A 13,841-nucleotide genomic window follows, 5' to 3' on the forward strand; every position below is an offset into this window, starting at 1 on the left:
GGCTACGTCATCAATGGCCATGTGCTGCGTCCCGCGCGCGTGGTCGTCAAGCAGTGGACCGGCGCCTGACGGCGTCGTAGGTCCTCACGTCACCATTCGCGTCGTCACGCACTCCGTCACGACTCCTGTCATACATGGCCAACGGCACTGACTACTACGCGGTTCTCGGGGTCCCATCGAGTGCGTCCGCCGATGAGATCAAGAAGCAATACCGGCGACTCGCGAAGCAGTATCATCCGGACGCGAACCAGAACGATCCCAAGGCGGCTGATCGCTTCAAGGAGATCTCCGAGGCGTACAACGTCATCGGTGATGCCGACAAGCGGAAGCAGTACGACGACATGCGTCGGTTGGGCGCGTTTGGTGGTGTGGGCGGATTCGGCGGTGGTTCGGCGCGACCGTCATCGCGTCCTTCGGGATTTGGCACGAGCAGTGGTCCCGGGGCCAGCGGCGGTAATTTCAACGACTTCGATGTCGGCGGACTGGGTGGCCTGGGTGACCTGTTCTCGTCGATGTTTGGCGGCGGCGCTGGCGCGCGCTCCCGCAACAAAGGCCCCGAGCGCGGCCAGACGGTTGAGCAGACGGTCGAAGTGCCGTTCCGTGTCGCGGCCAGCGGCGGCAAGGTGCCGGTGGAGATCGAAGTCAACGAGGAGTGCGCGGTGTGCCACGGCAATGGGGCAGCGCCCGGTGCGCAGCTCAAGCCGTGCACGGAGTGCAGCGGTCGTGGTGTGATCTCGTTCGGGCAGGGCAGCTTTGCGGTGAATCGTCCTTGCCCCGTGTGTATGGGACGCGGCAGCATTCCGAGCGAACGTTGTCCAACCTGCCGGGGTACGGGAGAGGCGCGTGTGCGTCGCAAGGTGCTCATCAGCGTGCCGGCGGGCGCGGAATCGGGCCACAAGGTCCGGCTCCGCGGTCAGGGCGGAAAAGGCGCGGCCGGTGGGCAGGCGGGTGATCTGGTCATCACCTTCGACGTGCAGTCCGATCGTTTCTACAAGCGGGACGGTCTCGATCTCATCGCCACGGTGCCCATCAACGTCGCACAGGCGACGCTGGGTTCGCGGGTGAGTGTGCGCACGCTCGAAGGCACCAAGGTGGCTATTCGCATTCCACCTGGCACCTCAGCGGGCAAGCGGTTCAAGGTGCCGGGACAGGGCATCGCGAAGGATGGCGCGAAGGGCGACTTGCTGGTGGAGGTGACGATCACGGTTCCCGGGTCGCTGAACGAGGCGCAGGAGAAGGCGATGCGTGACTTCGCCGAGGCGAGTGGGCTCAAGTACTGAGCCCGTGCAGGTGATTGCTTCACCGCGCGGGTTTCGAGGAGGAAGGCCGATGCGGAGAACGGGAATCGCGATACTGTGTGCCAGCCTGTGCGCCGGAATGGGCGTGCCGCTGGCCGCGCGGGCGCAGTCGGATACGCGCGGTGCCAATGCGCGCACCGCTGAGAGCCCGAGTCCGGAATGGCAGTTCGAGCAGTGCATGGGTGGCATCACCTACGGAGCTCCGCTCAAGTGGGCGCTGTCATACGGCATGGGCTTTGTGCGCGAGTCCGAAAAGCACGACCTGTGCTTTCTCGGCGCGGCCAAGATCGGGTTTGGTGGAGCGAGTTTCTCCACCGGGCTCGCCAGCAGTCTCGGACCATTTGGCAGTGGTATGGCGGTGACCGGCGGCGTGATGCGCACGTTCAACGACCCCATGGGTGCGTTGGCGAAACGCACCTATCTCGGCGGCTCGGTGCATGTGTGGCCCTTGCTGGGCCTCGGTGGCGAAATCGGTGTGTATCGACGCATGGGCAGTGATGCCCCAGGCACCACGCACGGGCGCAACATGATCATCTGGTCTGCCGGATTCGGGTTCTGATCCGTGATCGCATCGCGATGTGCCGTACCGGCGCCGCGCTGAGCGATGCCATCCATCGATCCGTTGCCACGTCTGCGCGACGTGTGTCTCGCACTGCCGGAGGCGCATGAAGTGACGGCGTGGGGCGAGCCGACATTTCGCGTGAAGAACAAGTTGTTCGCCATGTACGCCAGTCCGCACAATCATCACGGACAGGGGCGTCCCGCGGTGTGGATCAAGGCCCGCGCCGAGAACCAGCGGCTCTTGATCGCCGCCGAGCCATCGCGCTACTTCGTGCCGCCGTATGTGGGGCCGAGCGGTTGGGTGGGTGTGTGGCTCGACAAGCGTCCGCGATGGACCGATGTGAAGGACCTGCTGCAGGACGGCTATCGGCAGGTCGCACCCAAGACCCTCCTCGCGAGGTACGGGCACGGCGTGTAGGTTCGCGCCATGGTTGCTGCTTCGTCTCCCGAGTTGAAAACGCGCCGGTCGCCCCTGCGATCGCCGGGTGTGCAGGTCACGCTGGGTCTCGTCCTCGGACTGGCGCTGGGCATGCTGCTTTCGCACGAGCCCAATCCCTCGGCGTTCACCACATCGATGCTGGCCGTGCTCGATGTCATCGGCACCGGCTGGATCAACGCCGTGCGGATGACGGTGATTCCCCTGGTGGTGCCGCTGCTGATTGTGGGCGTGGCTGGTGGAGGCGACCTCTCCGTCACGGGACGCGTGGGCGCCAAGGCCTTCGCCTGGATGCTGGCGTTACTCGTGGCCTGCGCCGCCTTCTCGGCGTTTGTGTCGCCGATCTGGTTCGAATCCCTGCAGCTCGATCCGTCCGCGACCGCCCGTCTGCGCGCCACCGCGAAAATCGACATTCCGCCCTCCGATGCGCTGTCGATGCGCACGTGGGTGTTGAGTCTCATTCCGCTGAATCCGATCAAGGCGGCGGCCGACGGCACGCTGTTGCCGGTGGTGCTGTTCACGTTGCTTTACGCGTTTGCACTTGGGCGCGTGGACGAGACACCACGCCAGGCGCAGCTCTCATTCTTTCGCGGTATGGCGGACACCATGCTCGTGGTGGTGCGCTGGATGCTGGCCATCGGATGGTTGGGCATCTTCGCGCTGGCTACCGTACTGGGGCAGAAGCTCGGGTCGTCGGTGCTCGGCGCGATCGGCTTTTACATCATGGTGCTGATTGTGCTGCACCTCGTGGCCACGGCCGGCATCTATGTCATCATCGCTGTGAATCGTCGTGTGCCTCTGCGGGCCTTCGCGCGTGCGATGTTGCCGTCGCAAGCCGTGGGCATGGGTTCGCGCAGTTCGCTGGCCGCGTTGCCGGCCATGGTGAAGGGAGCCACAGACGTACTCAAGCTGCCGCCGACAGCAACCGGCTTTGTGCTGCCGCTCTGTGCCAGTGTGTTCAAGCTGACGAGTGCGATTTACTGGCCTATCGGCGCACTGTTCGTAGCCAAGCTGTATGGCATCGATCTGCCCACCTCGAGCCTGTTGCTGGTGGCGGCATCGAGTGTGGTGCTCAATTTCAGCACGCCCGGCATCCCGAGCGGTGGCATGCTGCTGCAGGTGCCGCTGTACACGAGTATTGGTCTGCCGGTGGAGGGCATCGGCATCCTGATCGCCCTCGACACGCTGCCCGACATGTTCAAGACACTGCTCAATGTCACCGCCGACATGTTCGTGGCGGTGATGACCGTGCCCAGAGACAGCGTCGCGTAGCGGCTCAGGCGGCGAGAATGGGCAACCGCTTGCCGGGCTCACGCCCAGGTGCTGCGCGCATGCCGCGTTCGATGACGCCGCCGCCCAGCACCACATCACCATCGAAGATCACCAGCGACTGACCCGGTGAGATGGCTTGGATGGCCTCGTCGAGTGCGAGCTCGATGCCGGTGTCATCGAGGCGCACGATGGTGGCCGGCGAAGGACGCGCGCGGTTGCGCACCTGCACCTGCACCTGTGCGCCCAGGGCTGGTGCATCGGCGAGCCAATTGAGTTCGCGTGCTTCGAGTCCACGACCAAGCAACGCCTCACGCGGTCCGATCACCACCGCACGCTCCGACGGCACGATCTCCACCACGAACATCGGTTCGCCAAATCCGCCGGGAAGGCCCCTGCGCTGTCCGATGGTGAAACGCGCGAAGCCCTGATGTTCGCCGACTACTTCACCGGTGGCGAGGCGCAGCGGCCCGGCCTGCAGCGCGGGGGCGTCGGCGCCAAGGTGCTCGGCGATCACGCGCACATGATCCCCATCAGGCACAAAGCAGATGTCCTGACTTTCGATCTTCTCAGCGGTGCGCAGCCCGAAGCGCCGCGCAATATCACGCGTCTCTGACTTGGTCTGTGCACCGATGGGCAGCACGAGACGGTCGAGCACCGGCCGATCGATGCCCCACAGGAAGTAGCTCTGGTCCTTGCCCGTATCGAGGCCGCGCACCATCACCGACTGCCCGTTGCGTTGACCGATGCGCGCATAGTGCCCGGTGGCCAGCCACGGGGCATCGATGGCATCGGCCTTGTGCAGCAGGTCGCGGAACTTGGTAAAGGTGTTGCAGCGCACGCACGGAATGGGTGTGCGGCCGCGCGCGTACTCCTGCACAAAATCGTCGAGCACGTCGTGCCCGAAGTGATCCACGAGGTTGGTGACGTAGTGCGGAATACCAAGCTTCTCGCACACCCGCCGTGCATCGCTGGTGGCATCGAGCGAGCAGCACGGGCGGTCGGGCACGTCGGCACCATCGCCGTGCAGCTTCATCGTCACGCCGACCACATCGCAGCCATGTTCGACCAGCAGCGCGGCGGCCACTGACGAATCGACGCCTCCGCTCATGGCCACGAGCACGCGGGTGCCGCGCGGCGGCAGGCCGGCCATCACCAGCGTCTGGTCGATCCCGGTCATCGTCATCGTGCGAGCACCGCGTACTAGAAGTCAACGACGGCGAACGCCGCAGCCTGCGAAGTCTGCTGCCCACCACGCGCCTTCTGCGCGAGCGTGGCCAGCACCTCCACCGTACGATCGACACAGGCTTCGGTGCTCAGCGCACCGAACGACAGGCGCAGTGCGGCATTGGCAATGGGTGTGGGTACACCCATCGCGGTGAGCACATGCGACGCGGAGACACTTCCGCTCTGACACGCCGAGCCTGCGCTGCAGGCGATGCCACGCAGGTCGAGCGCCATGAGCATCGACTCACTGTCTGTGCCCGGAATGGAGCAGTTGCTGATGTGCGGCGCGCGTGGCGCACCGGCACCGTGCACAATCACATCAGGTACTGCGGCACGTAGCGCGTTCTCGAACCGATCGCGCAGCGCGCCCAGGCGGCGGCCTTCGGCGTCATGCTCAGCAAGCACCAGCTCCGCCGCCGTCGCCAGGCCCACGGCGAATGCGACGTTCTCTGTGCCGGGGCGGCGACCACGATCCTGCGAGCCGCCATGAAACATCGGCTCGAGCGGGGTCTCGCGGCGGATATACAACGCGCCGATGCCCTTGGGGGCGCCGAGCTTGTGGCCGGAGAGCGTGAGCAGGTCGAAGGGCACCTGGCGGGCGTCCACCGCCACCTTGCCGAAGGCCTGCACTGCATCTGTATGAAACACCGCGCCCGCCTGACGTGCTGCCGCGGCGAGTGCGGGAATGTCCTGTATGACGCCCACTTCGTTGTTGACCCACATCACGCTGGCCACCGCCGTCTTGCTGTCGAGCAGCGATGCAAAGTGCGTCGCGTCGACCAGCCCATCAGACGTGACGCGCACGAGCCGCTCTTCCCCGCCTTCCTGCGCCACGCGATGCACGGCGGCGAGTACGGCCTTGTGCTCGATGGGCGTGGTGATCGCCGCCGTGCGCCCGCTCTCGCGGCGCGTGCGGAACGTGCCAAGGATGGCAAAGTTGTCGCCTTCGGTGCCACCCGAAGTGAAGCACACTTCATCGGGGTAGGCGCCGATGCAGGCCGCGAGCCGCTCGCGAGCCTCGTCGAGCGCGACGCGGGCCTCGCGCCCCCATCGATGCACGCTGCTCGGGTTGCCGAAGCGCGGGCCGAAGAACGGCACCATAGCGGACATGACCTCGTCGCGCACGGGTGTCGTGGCGGCGTGGTCGAGGTACACAGGCTGGGTCATCCCTTAAATTAGGGGTGTCGGCCGGGGAGAGGCACCCTTGACCCCCGGTCGGACGGCACTCCGTCCACCCCGTTTCCTGTACGGCTCCCGGGCAATGTTCACGACCTGCATTCACTGCACGGCCGATCTGGGCCGGAACGAAGCCTTTGAACCATTCCCGGTGGGCACCCGGCTGGCATTCGACGCGCGGCAGGGGCGCCTGTGGGTGGTGTGCCGCAGCTGCGCGCGATGGAACCTGTCCCCGCTCGAGGAGCGCTGGGAGGCCATCGAGGCGATGGAACGCCGGTTCTCCGACTCACGCCTTCGGGCGAGCACGGGCAACGTGGGACTGGCCCGTTTGCGGGAAGGTGTGGACCTCATTCGCATCGGCGAACCGCAGCGGCCGGAGATGGCGGCCTGGCGCTACGGCGACCAATTCGGGCGTCGGCGGCGTCGGCAGTTGTTGGTGACCGGTGTGCTCGTGGGCAGCGCGACCGCGATCGTCGGTGGCGTGATTGCCCTCGGTGCATCGGTGGGCAGCTTTGCGGGCGTGTACGCAAACGGTGGCATCTGGCAGACGCTCATTCATGGCCGGCAAAGAAAGTCCATCGGCATGGTCCGATTACCGGACGGATCGTTGGTGGATGTGCAGCGCCGTCATGCGCGTATGAGTGCCTTGCAGCACGGTAGCCTCGACGACCCGCTGCAACTGCGCTTTGAGCATGTGGGTGGCACCACGCTGCTCACGGGCGACGATGCGATGCGTGTGGCGGCGCGGCTCATGCCCACGGTCAATCGGTTTGGCGGGTCGGCGGCCAAGGTGCAGCAGGCGGTCGGTCTGCTCGAAGATGCCGGTTCGCCGATGGGCGTGCTGCTGCGGGCGCAGCAGCAGTCGGGATGGCGTGCGGGAGACAAGCGGTGGGGCGGCGATGTGCTCGCATCTGGTGGACGCGACAAGCGTTCGCAGGTGCAGACATTGCCCGGCACGCTGCATTCACTCTCTGTTGAACAGCGTCTCGCCATCGAGATGGCGGTGCACGAAGAGAGCGAGCGACGCGCGATGCAAGGCGAACTGCAGTTGCTCGAACAGGCGTGGCGTGATGCGGAGGAGGTCGCAAAGATCGCCGATGCGATGTTCACGCCCGCGGCCATCGAATCGCAAATCGATGCGATGAAGCGCAAGCCCTGACTTCACCCCATCGCGTATGTACCAGACGTGCATCCACTGTTTGCGCCCACTCGGCGCGAATGAATCGATCGAAGCATTGCCCGTGGGGCGTCGCCTCGCCTTCGATGCGGCCAAGGGACGGTTGTGGGTGATCTGCCGCGTGTGCGAGCGATGGAACCTTGCACCGTTCGAACAACGCTGGGAGGCGATCGAACAGGCCGAACGCGCGTTTCGTGGCACCCGCGTGCGCGTGAGCACCGACAACATTGGGTTGGCGCGATTGCCCGATGACACGGAGCTCGTGCGCGTGGGAGCACCGCAGCGACCGGAGTTCGCGGCGTGGCGGTACGGTGATCAGTTCGGCCGGCGGCGTCGCAAGGCCATCATCATGGCAGGTGGCGCGACGCTCGGCGTGGGCGCGGCTGTGAGTGGCGCCCTGCTCACCGGAGCGGGACTGGTGGCCTTGCTGCCGGTGTTCCAGTTGCTCAATGTCGCCAGCATTGTGTCACGCACCCACCAGACCATGCGACAGTTCGCTTTACCGGAGGGTGGAGCGTTCGTGCCGGTGGGGTTGCCGCGCCTCATTTCGGGCGGTGACGATGGCTGGGGCGTCGAGGTTGGCTACTCGGTACTGCGCAAACACGACGATCCGCGACCCTTTCCCGGGTGGTTCAGTCCGAAGTGGGACGGCGAGGGAAAGAACGAGATGGGGCGATTACGACTCTACGGCGTGGACGCTGTTCCACTGCTGCGTTGGGCCATGCCACGGGCCAACCGCGCGGGCGCGAGGCGTTCAGCGATCGCGGATGGGGTGCGCATGATCGAAAACGCCGGGGGGCCCGATCGCTACCCAGCGTGGGCCGCGACCCAGGTGCGTGACTGGGCTGCTCGTTCGACGTTTGGTGACACTGGCTCTCTCGATGCGATCCCGGCACCGGCGAGGCTCGCCTTCGAGATGGCGGTGCATGAGGACAGCGAGCGGCGTGCCATGGACGGCGAGCTTGCCTCACTCGAAAAGGCGTGGCGCGACGCCGAAGAGGTGGCGACGATCGCCGACAAGCTACTCGTGCCGACCTCGGTGATGCAGCGTCTCGCTCAGCTCAAGCGGGGTCTGGGGCGCGGGTAGTGCGCAGGAGCGCCCGTACCGGCGCGGCATCGGCGCCGATCACGGCCACGGGCGGTGCGATCAGTTCGTAGGCGCCGGGCGCGATGTCGCGCAGGTCGAGGTTTTCAAGCACGAACGATCCGCGACCGAGCAAGGCATGGTGCACATCCAGTGTCTTGCTGTGTCGACGGTCCACACTCGGTGCATCGACGCCCCACAACTTCACACCGCGGTCGACCAGCCACGCAGCAGCATCCGGAGTGAGCGCCGGCCAGTCGTCGGGAAAGACGCCCGTGGCGGATGTGTATCCTGTGCGCAGCAGGACGCGCGTGACGGCATGCACGCCCAGCAGGTCCTGCAGCAACGCACGATCGATGTCCTGCCCGATGGGATGCCCAGACGGCAGCGCGATGACGATGGCATCGCCCACAAACGCGGCGAGTTCGAGGGCATCGGAGGCGGGCCATTCGGAGTCCACATGCACCGGAGCATCGGCATGCGTGCCCACATGCAGGCTGGTCGTGATCGCGGCGAGATTCACACTTTCGCCATCTTCACGGCGCAGTGTCCAGCCGCAGGTGAAGGGATGATCACCGGGCCATTCGGGAGTCGCGGCGCCAAGGGGAATGGAGATGTCGTGCCACATGACGACGCTCAGCGACCGTAGAAGTTGGCGCGCACCGCCCAGAGTTCCGGAAAGAACCGCTGGCTCACCGTGCGGGCGAGATACTTGGCGCCCAGCGTACCACCGGTGCCGCCAGTTCCGGGGCCGATGATGCGCTCCACCAACTGCACATGCAGAAACCGCCAGCGCGCAAACCGTTGCTCGAACTCGAGCAGTCCCTCCACCAGAAGAAAGAGTGGTGTGGGTGCGGGGCCGGTGTACAGCGCGTCCAGCTCCACCTGTTCGTGCTTGAGCAGTGCAAGAACCAGTGACTGCAGCGTGGGGCGGGTGAGCGCGGCTTCCACTTCCGGCGGCGGTGATCCGTGCTCGCTGATCGCGGCAAGGAAATGCGGATCGCGCAGGCCAGCCGTGGCCTCGATGGCGCGAAACTGCGCACTTTGGGAGCCGCTGCTCGAACCCAGATATCCGCGAAACTGCGCAAAACGCTGGGGTGGGAGTGTGTCGAGCGACGAAAGCTGCTGTGCAATGATGTCCGTGAGCACATTCACCCGTTGCACGGCCAGCAAGGAACGCATGGTGTCGAACGCTTCGAGCGCGGAGATCAAGGTGTCCATCTCGTGTCGTAGCACCTTGAACCACAGTTCGCTGGCCTGGTGCACCACGATGAACAGCAGCTCATCCGGATGTTCAGGCGATGACTGCGGAGTCTGCAGGGACAGCAGCTCCGGCAGGCGCAGGTAGGTACCGTAGTCGATGCCGGAGGCGTCGTGGCCGCTCATGGCGTGTGGTGCCGGTCAGAAGGTGGAGACGTCGAGCGTCGTGACATCATCCACGCGCATCGTTTCTTCCGTGAAGAACGGTTCACCGTAGCGCGCGCGAATGAGCGACCCATAGTGCGCCGCATGATGGGTCACGATGTCGTACAACGGTTCCCCATTCGGGTAGACCTCGCCCGCCTGGGTGGCACCATCGAACTGGGAGCCGAAACACTTGATGGCAGCGAGCTTTCGCTCGTATTGTGCCGTGATATCCACCACGAACGTCGGCTTCACGTAGTCTTCGCGATACGCGATGACGTGCAGCAGCTTGAGTGGACGGAATGCCGGATGATCACCCGGCGCATACTTGGCGAGTCCGCTGAGGAAACACGCATCGCGCACGAGCTCGGTGGTGCGGCGGTGGTCCGGATGACGGCCGCGCAACGCCGGAGCAATCACGATGCGGGGGCGCAGCGCGCGCAGCATGTGAACCAGCCGCGTGCGCGTGGCATCGTCGTTGGTGATGCCGGCGTCGGGCAATCCGAGATTCTCGCGGGCGTGAATACCCATCACCGCAGCCGATGCGGTGGCTTCGGCGGCGCGGAGCTCGGCGGATCCTTTGGTGCCCATCTCACCCTGAGTGAGATCGAGGATGCCCACACGATGACCGGCGTCCACCGCCTTGATCAGCGTCCCGCCACAGGTGAGCTCTGCGTCATCGCGGTGCGGGGCGACCGCGAGCAGGTCCAGCGACTGAAGGGAAGACATATCGGAACGTACGCCTGCGGCAGAGGGCAGGGAAGCACGCTGTCCTGTCCTCGGTAGGCCCTGTCGCGGGCCGCCGCGTTGTTCCGGCTCAGCGCCAGTCGCGCGGCGCGAGCATGGCGATGAGCCGCGCCTCGAACGAGTCCGGGGCGTACTCCGGCGCGTATTGCCACATGGCGAGGGGCGGGAGGCTCATCAGCACGCTCTCCACCCTCGCGTTGGTTTGCAGGCCAAAGGTGGTGCCGCGGTCGTGCACGAGATTGAACTCCACGTACCGACCGCGCCGTACCAGCTGGAACGACCGTTCCGCGTCACCATACGGCGTGTCGCGACGACGCGCGACGATGGGTTCGTATGCCGCGGGCAACACCCGCGCCACGTCCCGCACGAACGCGGCCACCGCGCCGGCATGCAGGCCGTGCGCGGCGTCGTCGGAACGCAGATGATCGAAGAAAATTCCCCCCACACCACGGGCTTCATTGCCGCGGTGCGTGTTCACGAAGTACCGATCGCACCACGCCTTGAAGGTCTCGTAGAACGTGGCGTGATGCTGGTCGCACATGGCGGCCAGCGCACGATGAAACGTGCGGGCATCGTCTTCATGCGGATAGAACGGCGTGAGATCGGTGCCGCCGCCGAACCAGCTGTCCGTCACGGTGCCCTGATCATCGGTCAGCTCGAAGTACCGCACGTTGAGATGCACCGTGGGAATCATCGGACTGCGGGGATGCACCACCAGACTCACACCGGTCGCAAAGAAGTGTGTGGTGCCGGTCGCTGCCCCCACGCCTCCCAGGCGCTGCGCCGCCGCATCGGGGAGCACACCCATCACCACCGAACGGTTGATGCCTGCCTTCTCGAAGGTGACCCCGTCGCTGAGAACACGGGCCACGCCGCCGCCACCGCCGGGACGTTCCCACCGGTCCTCACGAAACGCTCCGCCCTCATCGAGGCGCGTGAAGAAGGCCGTCAGCTCGTCGTGCAGCGTCTCCATGTGCGTGGCAATGCGCTGCCGACGCTCCTCCGGTTCATGGACCATCGTCAGCGATGCGCCGCGAGGCGCTCAGGGGTCCACTCCCATTCCTTCACCGCGTCGACAAATGCCTTGGCATGCGCCGGCGGGACATCGGGGAGGATGCCATGTCCAAGATTTGCCACATGGCCGATCGGTCCGAACTCGGCGATCATCGCATGCGCGCGCGCGCGAATCTCTTCTGGGGGCGCATACAGCGCACAGGGATCGAAATTGCCCTGCATCGCGACGTTGAACGGCGCGAGCTGGCGGCGGGCCTGCGTGGGCGTTGTGTGCCAATCCACGCCCACTGCATCGGCGCCCGTGGCGGCCGCGATTTCACCCAGTGCCCACCCCGCGCCAGGCGCGAACACGATCACGGGTACACCGGCTTCCCGTGCACGCCGCGCCGCCTTGGCGAGGTACGGTAGCACAAACGTGCGGAACTCCTGCGGCGACAGTGCGCCCGCCCATGATTCGAAGAGCTGCACCACCTGCGCACCGGCCGCCACCTGCGCCACCAGAAAATCTCCCACCGCCGTGGCGAGTCGATCGAGCAGCGCGTGTGCCATGGCCGGCTGCTCGAACAACATGCGTTTGGCTACGGCGAACTGCTTCGTGCCTCTGCCTTCCACCATGTACGCCGCGAGCGTCCACGGTGCGCCCGCGAAGCCGATGAGAGGCACCCGATCATTCAGTTCGCGCCGCGCGAGTCGCAGCGCGTCGAGCATGTAGCGCAACTGGTCTTCGGGGTCGACCGTGCGCAGCTTGGCCACATCGGCGGGTGTGCGCAGCGGCGACGGAAATTGCGGGCCAACGCCTTCGTCCAGCGTGAGGTGCATGCCCATGGCTTCCGGAATCACCAGGATATCGCTGAAGATGATCGCGGCATCCACGCCGATGAGATCTATCGGCTGGAGCGTGACCTCGACGGCCAGTTCCGGCGTGCGGCACATCGTCAGGAAGTCGGACCCGGCGCGCACGGCGCGATACTGGGGCAGGTAGCGACCGGCCTGGCGCATCATCCAGACGGGGGGACGCGAGACGGGTTCGCGGCGAAGGGCGCGCAGCAGCAGATCGTTCATCGGAAACGCACGAGGAGAGCCAAAACGCACGAAGGCTCCCGTCCGACGGACGGGAGCCCCGGGCTCCTCGAAATTATCGTACTGCAGCCCGCTGGCGGCCTCCGGATCTCTACGGAGGTGCCCGGCCACGTCACCAATTCACAAGACTCAGGCCGCCGCGCGTGCCCGCGAGGCCCGTCCGAGGCTCCGTGACGACTTGTTGGCCTGCGGACGCGTGCGGCGCCCGGTGAGCGTGAAGCTCCCTACCAGTTCGTCGAGGCTCTGTGCCTGGCTGGAAAGCTCCACCGCGGCCGCGGCCGCCTCTTCGGCATTGCTCGCCACGGTCTGGGTGGACGAGTTCATCTGGTGCGCCGCCTGCGTGAGCTGGTCCACACCCTGCGCCTGCTGGGTGCTGGTCGCCGAGATCTCGCTGATGACGCCAGTGAGCTGCCGGATCTGCCCGTCGATGTCGTCGAGCTGACGCTGCACGATACTCTGGCGCTGGTTGCCTTCCTGCGCGTGCCGCACACTCTCTTCGATCATCGCCGCCGTCGTCTTTGCGGCTTCCGCGCTGCGAATGGCAAGGCTGCGTACCTCTTCCGCCACCACGGCAAACCCCTTGCCCGCATCACCAGCCCGCGCGGCTTCCACGGCGGCGTTGAGCGCCAGCAAGTTGGTCTGGAAGGCGATCTCGTCGATGGTCTTGATGATCTTGGCCGTCTCGACACTCGAGCGCGCAATGCGCTCCATGGCAGTGGACAGCTGCGACATCTCGGCCACGCCTTCGGCGGTGCTTTCGCGGGCCGTTTGCACGAACCGATCCGCCTCGATGGTGTGCTGTGCATTGTTGCGGGCCATCGCGGCGAGTTCGGTCAGGCTGCTCGTTGTTTCTTCCAGGCTGGCCGCCTGATCGGCGGCGCCATGCGCCAGAGCATCGCTACCGGCACTGATCTCCGTGCCGGCGTTCGACACTTCCGACGCCGCCACGGCGACCATTTGCAGTGCGGCATCGAGATTGCCCACAGCGTCGTTCAGGGCCGTCTGCAATACGAGATAGTCACCGAGATACGTGCCTTCCATGCGCGCGGTGAGGTCACGGCCCGCAACACGCTGCAGCGTGCCCGACGCTTCCTGCAATGGTGTGGCGACCGCATCCATCACCCGGTTGAGACCCAGCGCGAGATCCGCGTAACTGCCTTCGTGACGTGCGATGTCGGCGCGGCGCGACAGATCACCGGCGCGGGCCGACTCGTTGAGCGTGGCCGAATCGGTGACGATGGCCAGCACGTTGCGCTGGGCTGCATTGAGCGAGAGGATCGACGCCTGACAGGTGGCGATGATGCCGTTCACCGTGGCGGCGAGCTGTCCGAGTTCATCCTCACGATCGATTTCGATGGGCGTCGTGGT

At 65.7% G+C, this 13,841-nt stretch carries 14 protein-coding genes; 6 read left to right on the forward strand and 8 right to left on the reverse strand.

Features of this window, described 5'->3' with window-relative positions:
* Positions 1-134: 134 nt before the first annotated feature.
* The 4 genes from VGE27_RS11395 to VGE27_RS11410 are packed head-to-tail and all read left to right on the forward strand — an operon-like array spanning position 135 to position 3,567.
* Complete coding sequence (locus tag VGE27_RS11395; RefSeq protein ID WP_331049777.1) at positions 135-1,280, forward strand: J domain-containing protein; 1,146 nt, start codon at positions 135-137, stop codon at positions 1,278-1,280.
* Between the two features lie 49 nt (positions 1,281-1,329).
* Positions 1,330-1,857 (forward strand): hypothetical protein, encoded by a 528-nt coding sequence (locus VGE27_RS11400; protein ID WP_331049778.1) that lies wholly within the window; start codon positions 1,330-1,332, stop codon positions 1,855-1,857.
* A gap of 45 nt (positions 1,858-1,902) precedes the next feature.
* On the forward strand, positions 1,903-2,277 hold the full coding sequence (locus VGE27_RS11405) for an MmcQ/YjbR family DNA-binding protein (RefSeq protein WP_331049779.1): 375 nt from the start codon (positions 1,903-1,905) through the stop codon (positions 2,275-2,277).
* 9 nt (positions 2,278-2,286) lie between these two features.
* Complete coding sequence (locus VGE27_RS11410) at positions 2,287-3,567, forward strand: dicarboxylate/amino acid:cation symporter (protein ID WP_331049780.1); 1,281 nt, start codon at positions 2,287-2,289, stop codon at positions 3,565-3,567.
* A gap of 4 nt (positions 3,568-3,571) precedes the next feature.
* Here the strand turns inward: VGE27_RS11410 and mnmA are convergent, their stop codons facing one another.
* Together mnmA and VGE27_RS11420 are read right to left on the reverse strand one after the other, a co-directional pair.
* Positions 3,572-4,750 (reverse strand): tRNA 2-thiouridine(34) synthase MnmA, encoded by a 1,179-nt coding sequence (gene mnmA / locus VGE27_RS11415; protein ID WP_331049781.1) that lies wholly within the window; start codon positions 4,748-4,750, stop codon positions 3,572-3,574.
* 17 nt (positions 4,751-4,767) lie between these two features.
* Positions 4,768-5,958 carry a cysteine desulfurase family protein gene (locus VGE27_RS11420; protein ID WP_331049782.1) on the reverse strand — a complete coding sequence of 397 codons (1,191 nt, stop codon included), beginning with the start codon at positions 5,956-5,958 and terminating at the stop codon, positions 4,768-4,770.
* Between the two features lie 37 nt (positions 5,959-5,995).
* Here VGE27_RS11420 and VGE27_RS11425 point away from each other — a divergent pair, with 37 nt between their 5' ends.
* Together VGE27_RS11425 and VGE27_RS11430 are read left to right on the forward strand one after the other, a co-directional pair.
* A complete protein-coding gene (locus tag VGE27_RS11425; RefSeq protein WP_331049783.1) occupies positions 5,996-7,126 on the forward strand; it encodes a hypothetical protein in 1,131 nt (376 codons plus the stop codon).
* A gap of 16 nt (positions 7,127-7,142) precedes the next feature.
* Positions 7,143-8,231, forward strand: coding sequence for a hypothetical protein (locus VGE27_RS11430; protein ID WP_331049784.1), 1,089 nt, complete (start codon positions 7,143-7,145; stop codon positions 8,229-8,231).
* Here the strand turns inward: VGE27_RS11430 and VGE27_RS11435 are convergent.
* From VGE27_RS11435 to VGE27_RS11460, 6 genes are all read right to left on the reverse strand, one after another.
* The gene (locus tag VGE27_RS11435) at positions 8,206-8,856 is read right to left on the reverse strand and encodes a cyclase family protein (RefSeq protein ID WP_331049785.1); all 651 of its coding nucleotides are present in this window, start codon (positions 8,854-8,856) and stop codon (positions 8,206-8,208) included. The two genes, VGE27_RS11430 and VGE27_RS11435, sit on opposite strands and share 26 nt — an antisense overlap.
* A gap of 8 nt (positions 8,857-8,864) precedes the next feature.
* The gene (locus tag VGE27_RS11440) at positions 8,865-9,614 is read right to left on the reverse strand and encodes a tryptophan 2,3-dioxygenase family protein (RefSeq protein ID WP_331049786.1); all 750 of its coding nucleotides are present in this window, start codon (positions 9,612-9,614) and stop codon (positions 8,865-8,867) included.
* 15 nt (positions 9,615-9,629) lie between these two features.
* Entirely contained in the window at positions 9,630-10,361 is a 732-nt protein-coding gene (gene bshB1, locus VGE27_RS11445; RefSeq protein WP_331049787.1) for a bacillithiol biosynthesis deacetylase BshB1, read from the reverse strand.
* Positions 10,362-10,449: 88 nt separating this feature from the next.
* On the reverse strand, positions 10,450-11,397 hold the full coding sequence (hemF, locus tag VGE27_RS11450; RefSeq protein ID WP_331049788.1) for an oxygen-dependent coproporphyrinogen oxidase: 948 nt from the start codon (positions 11,395-11,397) through the stop codon (positions 10,450-10,452).
* A gap of 2 nt (positions 11,398-11,399) precedes the next feature.
* Positions 11,400-12,455 (reverse strand): uroporphyrinogen decarboxylase, encoded by a 1,056-nt coding sequence (hemE, locus tag VGE27_RS11455; protein ID WP_331049789.1) that lies wholly within the window; start codon positions 12,453-12,455, stop codon positions 11,400-11,402.
* Positions 12,456-12,602: 147 nt separating this feature from the next.
* Positions 12,603-13,841: methyl-accepting chemotaxis protein (locus tag VGE27_RS11460; protein ID WP_331049790.1), on the reverse strand; the 1,239-nt coding region annotated here is incomplete at its 5' end.

Origin of the sequence: Gemmatimonas sp. (assembly GCF_036405635.1) — a bacterium.
GTDB lineage: Bacteria > Gemmatimonadota > Gemmatimonadetes > Gemmatimonadales > Gemmatimonadaceae > Gemmatimonas.

Excerpts from the sequence above, each read along its gene's own strand:
- VGE27_RS11410 (WP_331049780.1), top strand. The coding sequence starts at position 2,287 with ATGGTTGCTGCTTCGTCTCCCGAGTTGAAAACGCGCCGGTCGCCCCTG.
- hemE (WP_331049789.1), bottom strand. The coding sequence starts at position 12,455 with ATGAACGATCTGCTGCTGCGCGCCCTTCGCCGCGAACCCGTCTCGCGT.
- bshB1 (WP_331049787.1), bottom strand. The coding sequence starts at position 10,361 with ATGTCTTCCCTTCAGTCGCTGGACCTGCTCGCGGTCGCCCCGCACCGC.
- VGE27_RS11395 (WP_331049777.1), top strand. The coding sequence starts at position 135 with ATGGCCAACGGCACTGACTACTACGCGGTTCTCGGGGTCCCATCGAGT.
- VGE27_RS11440 (WP_331049786.1), bottom strand. The coding sequence starts at position 9,614 with ATGAGCGGCCACGACGCCTCCGGCATCGACTACGGTACCTACCTGCGC.
- VGE27_RS11435 (WP_331049785.1), bottom strand. The coding sequence starts at position 8,856 with ATGTGGCACGACATCTCCATTCCCCTTGGCGCCGCGACTCCCGAATGG.
- mnmA (WP_331049781.1), bottom strand. The coding sequence starts at position 4,750 with ATGACGATGACCGGGATCGACCAGACGCTGGTGATGGCCGGCCTGCCG.
- VGE27_RS11400 (WP_331049778.1), top strand. The coding sequence starts at position 1,330 with ATGCGGAGAACGGGAATCGCGATACTGTGTGCCAGCCTGTGCGCCGGA.
- VGE27_RS11430 (WP_331049784.1), top strand. The coding sequence starts at position 7,143 with ATGTACCAGACGTGCATCCACTGTTTGCGCCCACTCGGCGCGAATGAA.
- hemF (WP_331049788.1), bottom strand. The coding sequence starts at position 11,397 with ATGGTCCATGAACCGGAGGAGCGTCGGCAGCGCATTGCCACGCACATG.
- VGE27_RS11405 (WP_331049779.1), top strand. The coding sequence starts at position 1,903 with ATGCCATCCATCGATCCGTTGCCACGTCTGCGCGACGTGTGTCTCGCA.
- VGE27_RS11420 (WP_331049782.1), bottom strand. The coding sequence starts at position 5,958 with ATGACCCAGCCTGTGTACCTCGACCACGCCGCCACGACACCCGTGCGC.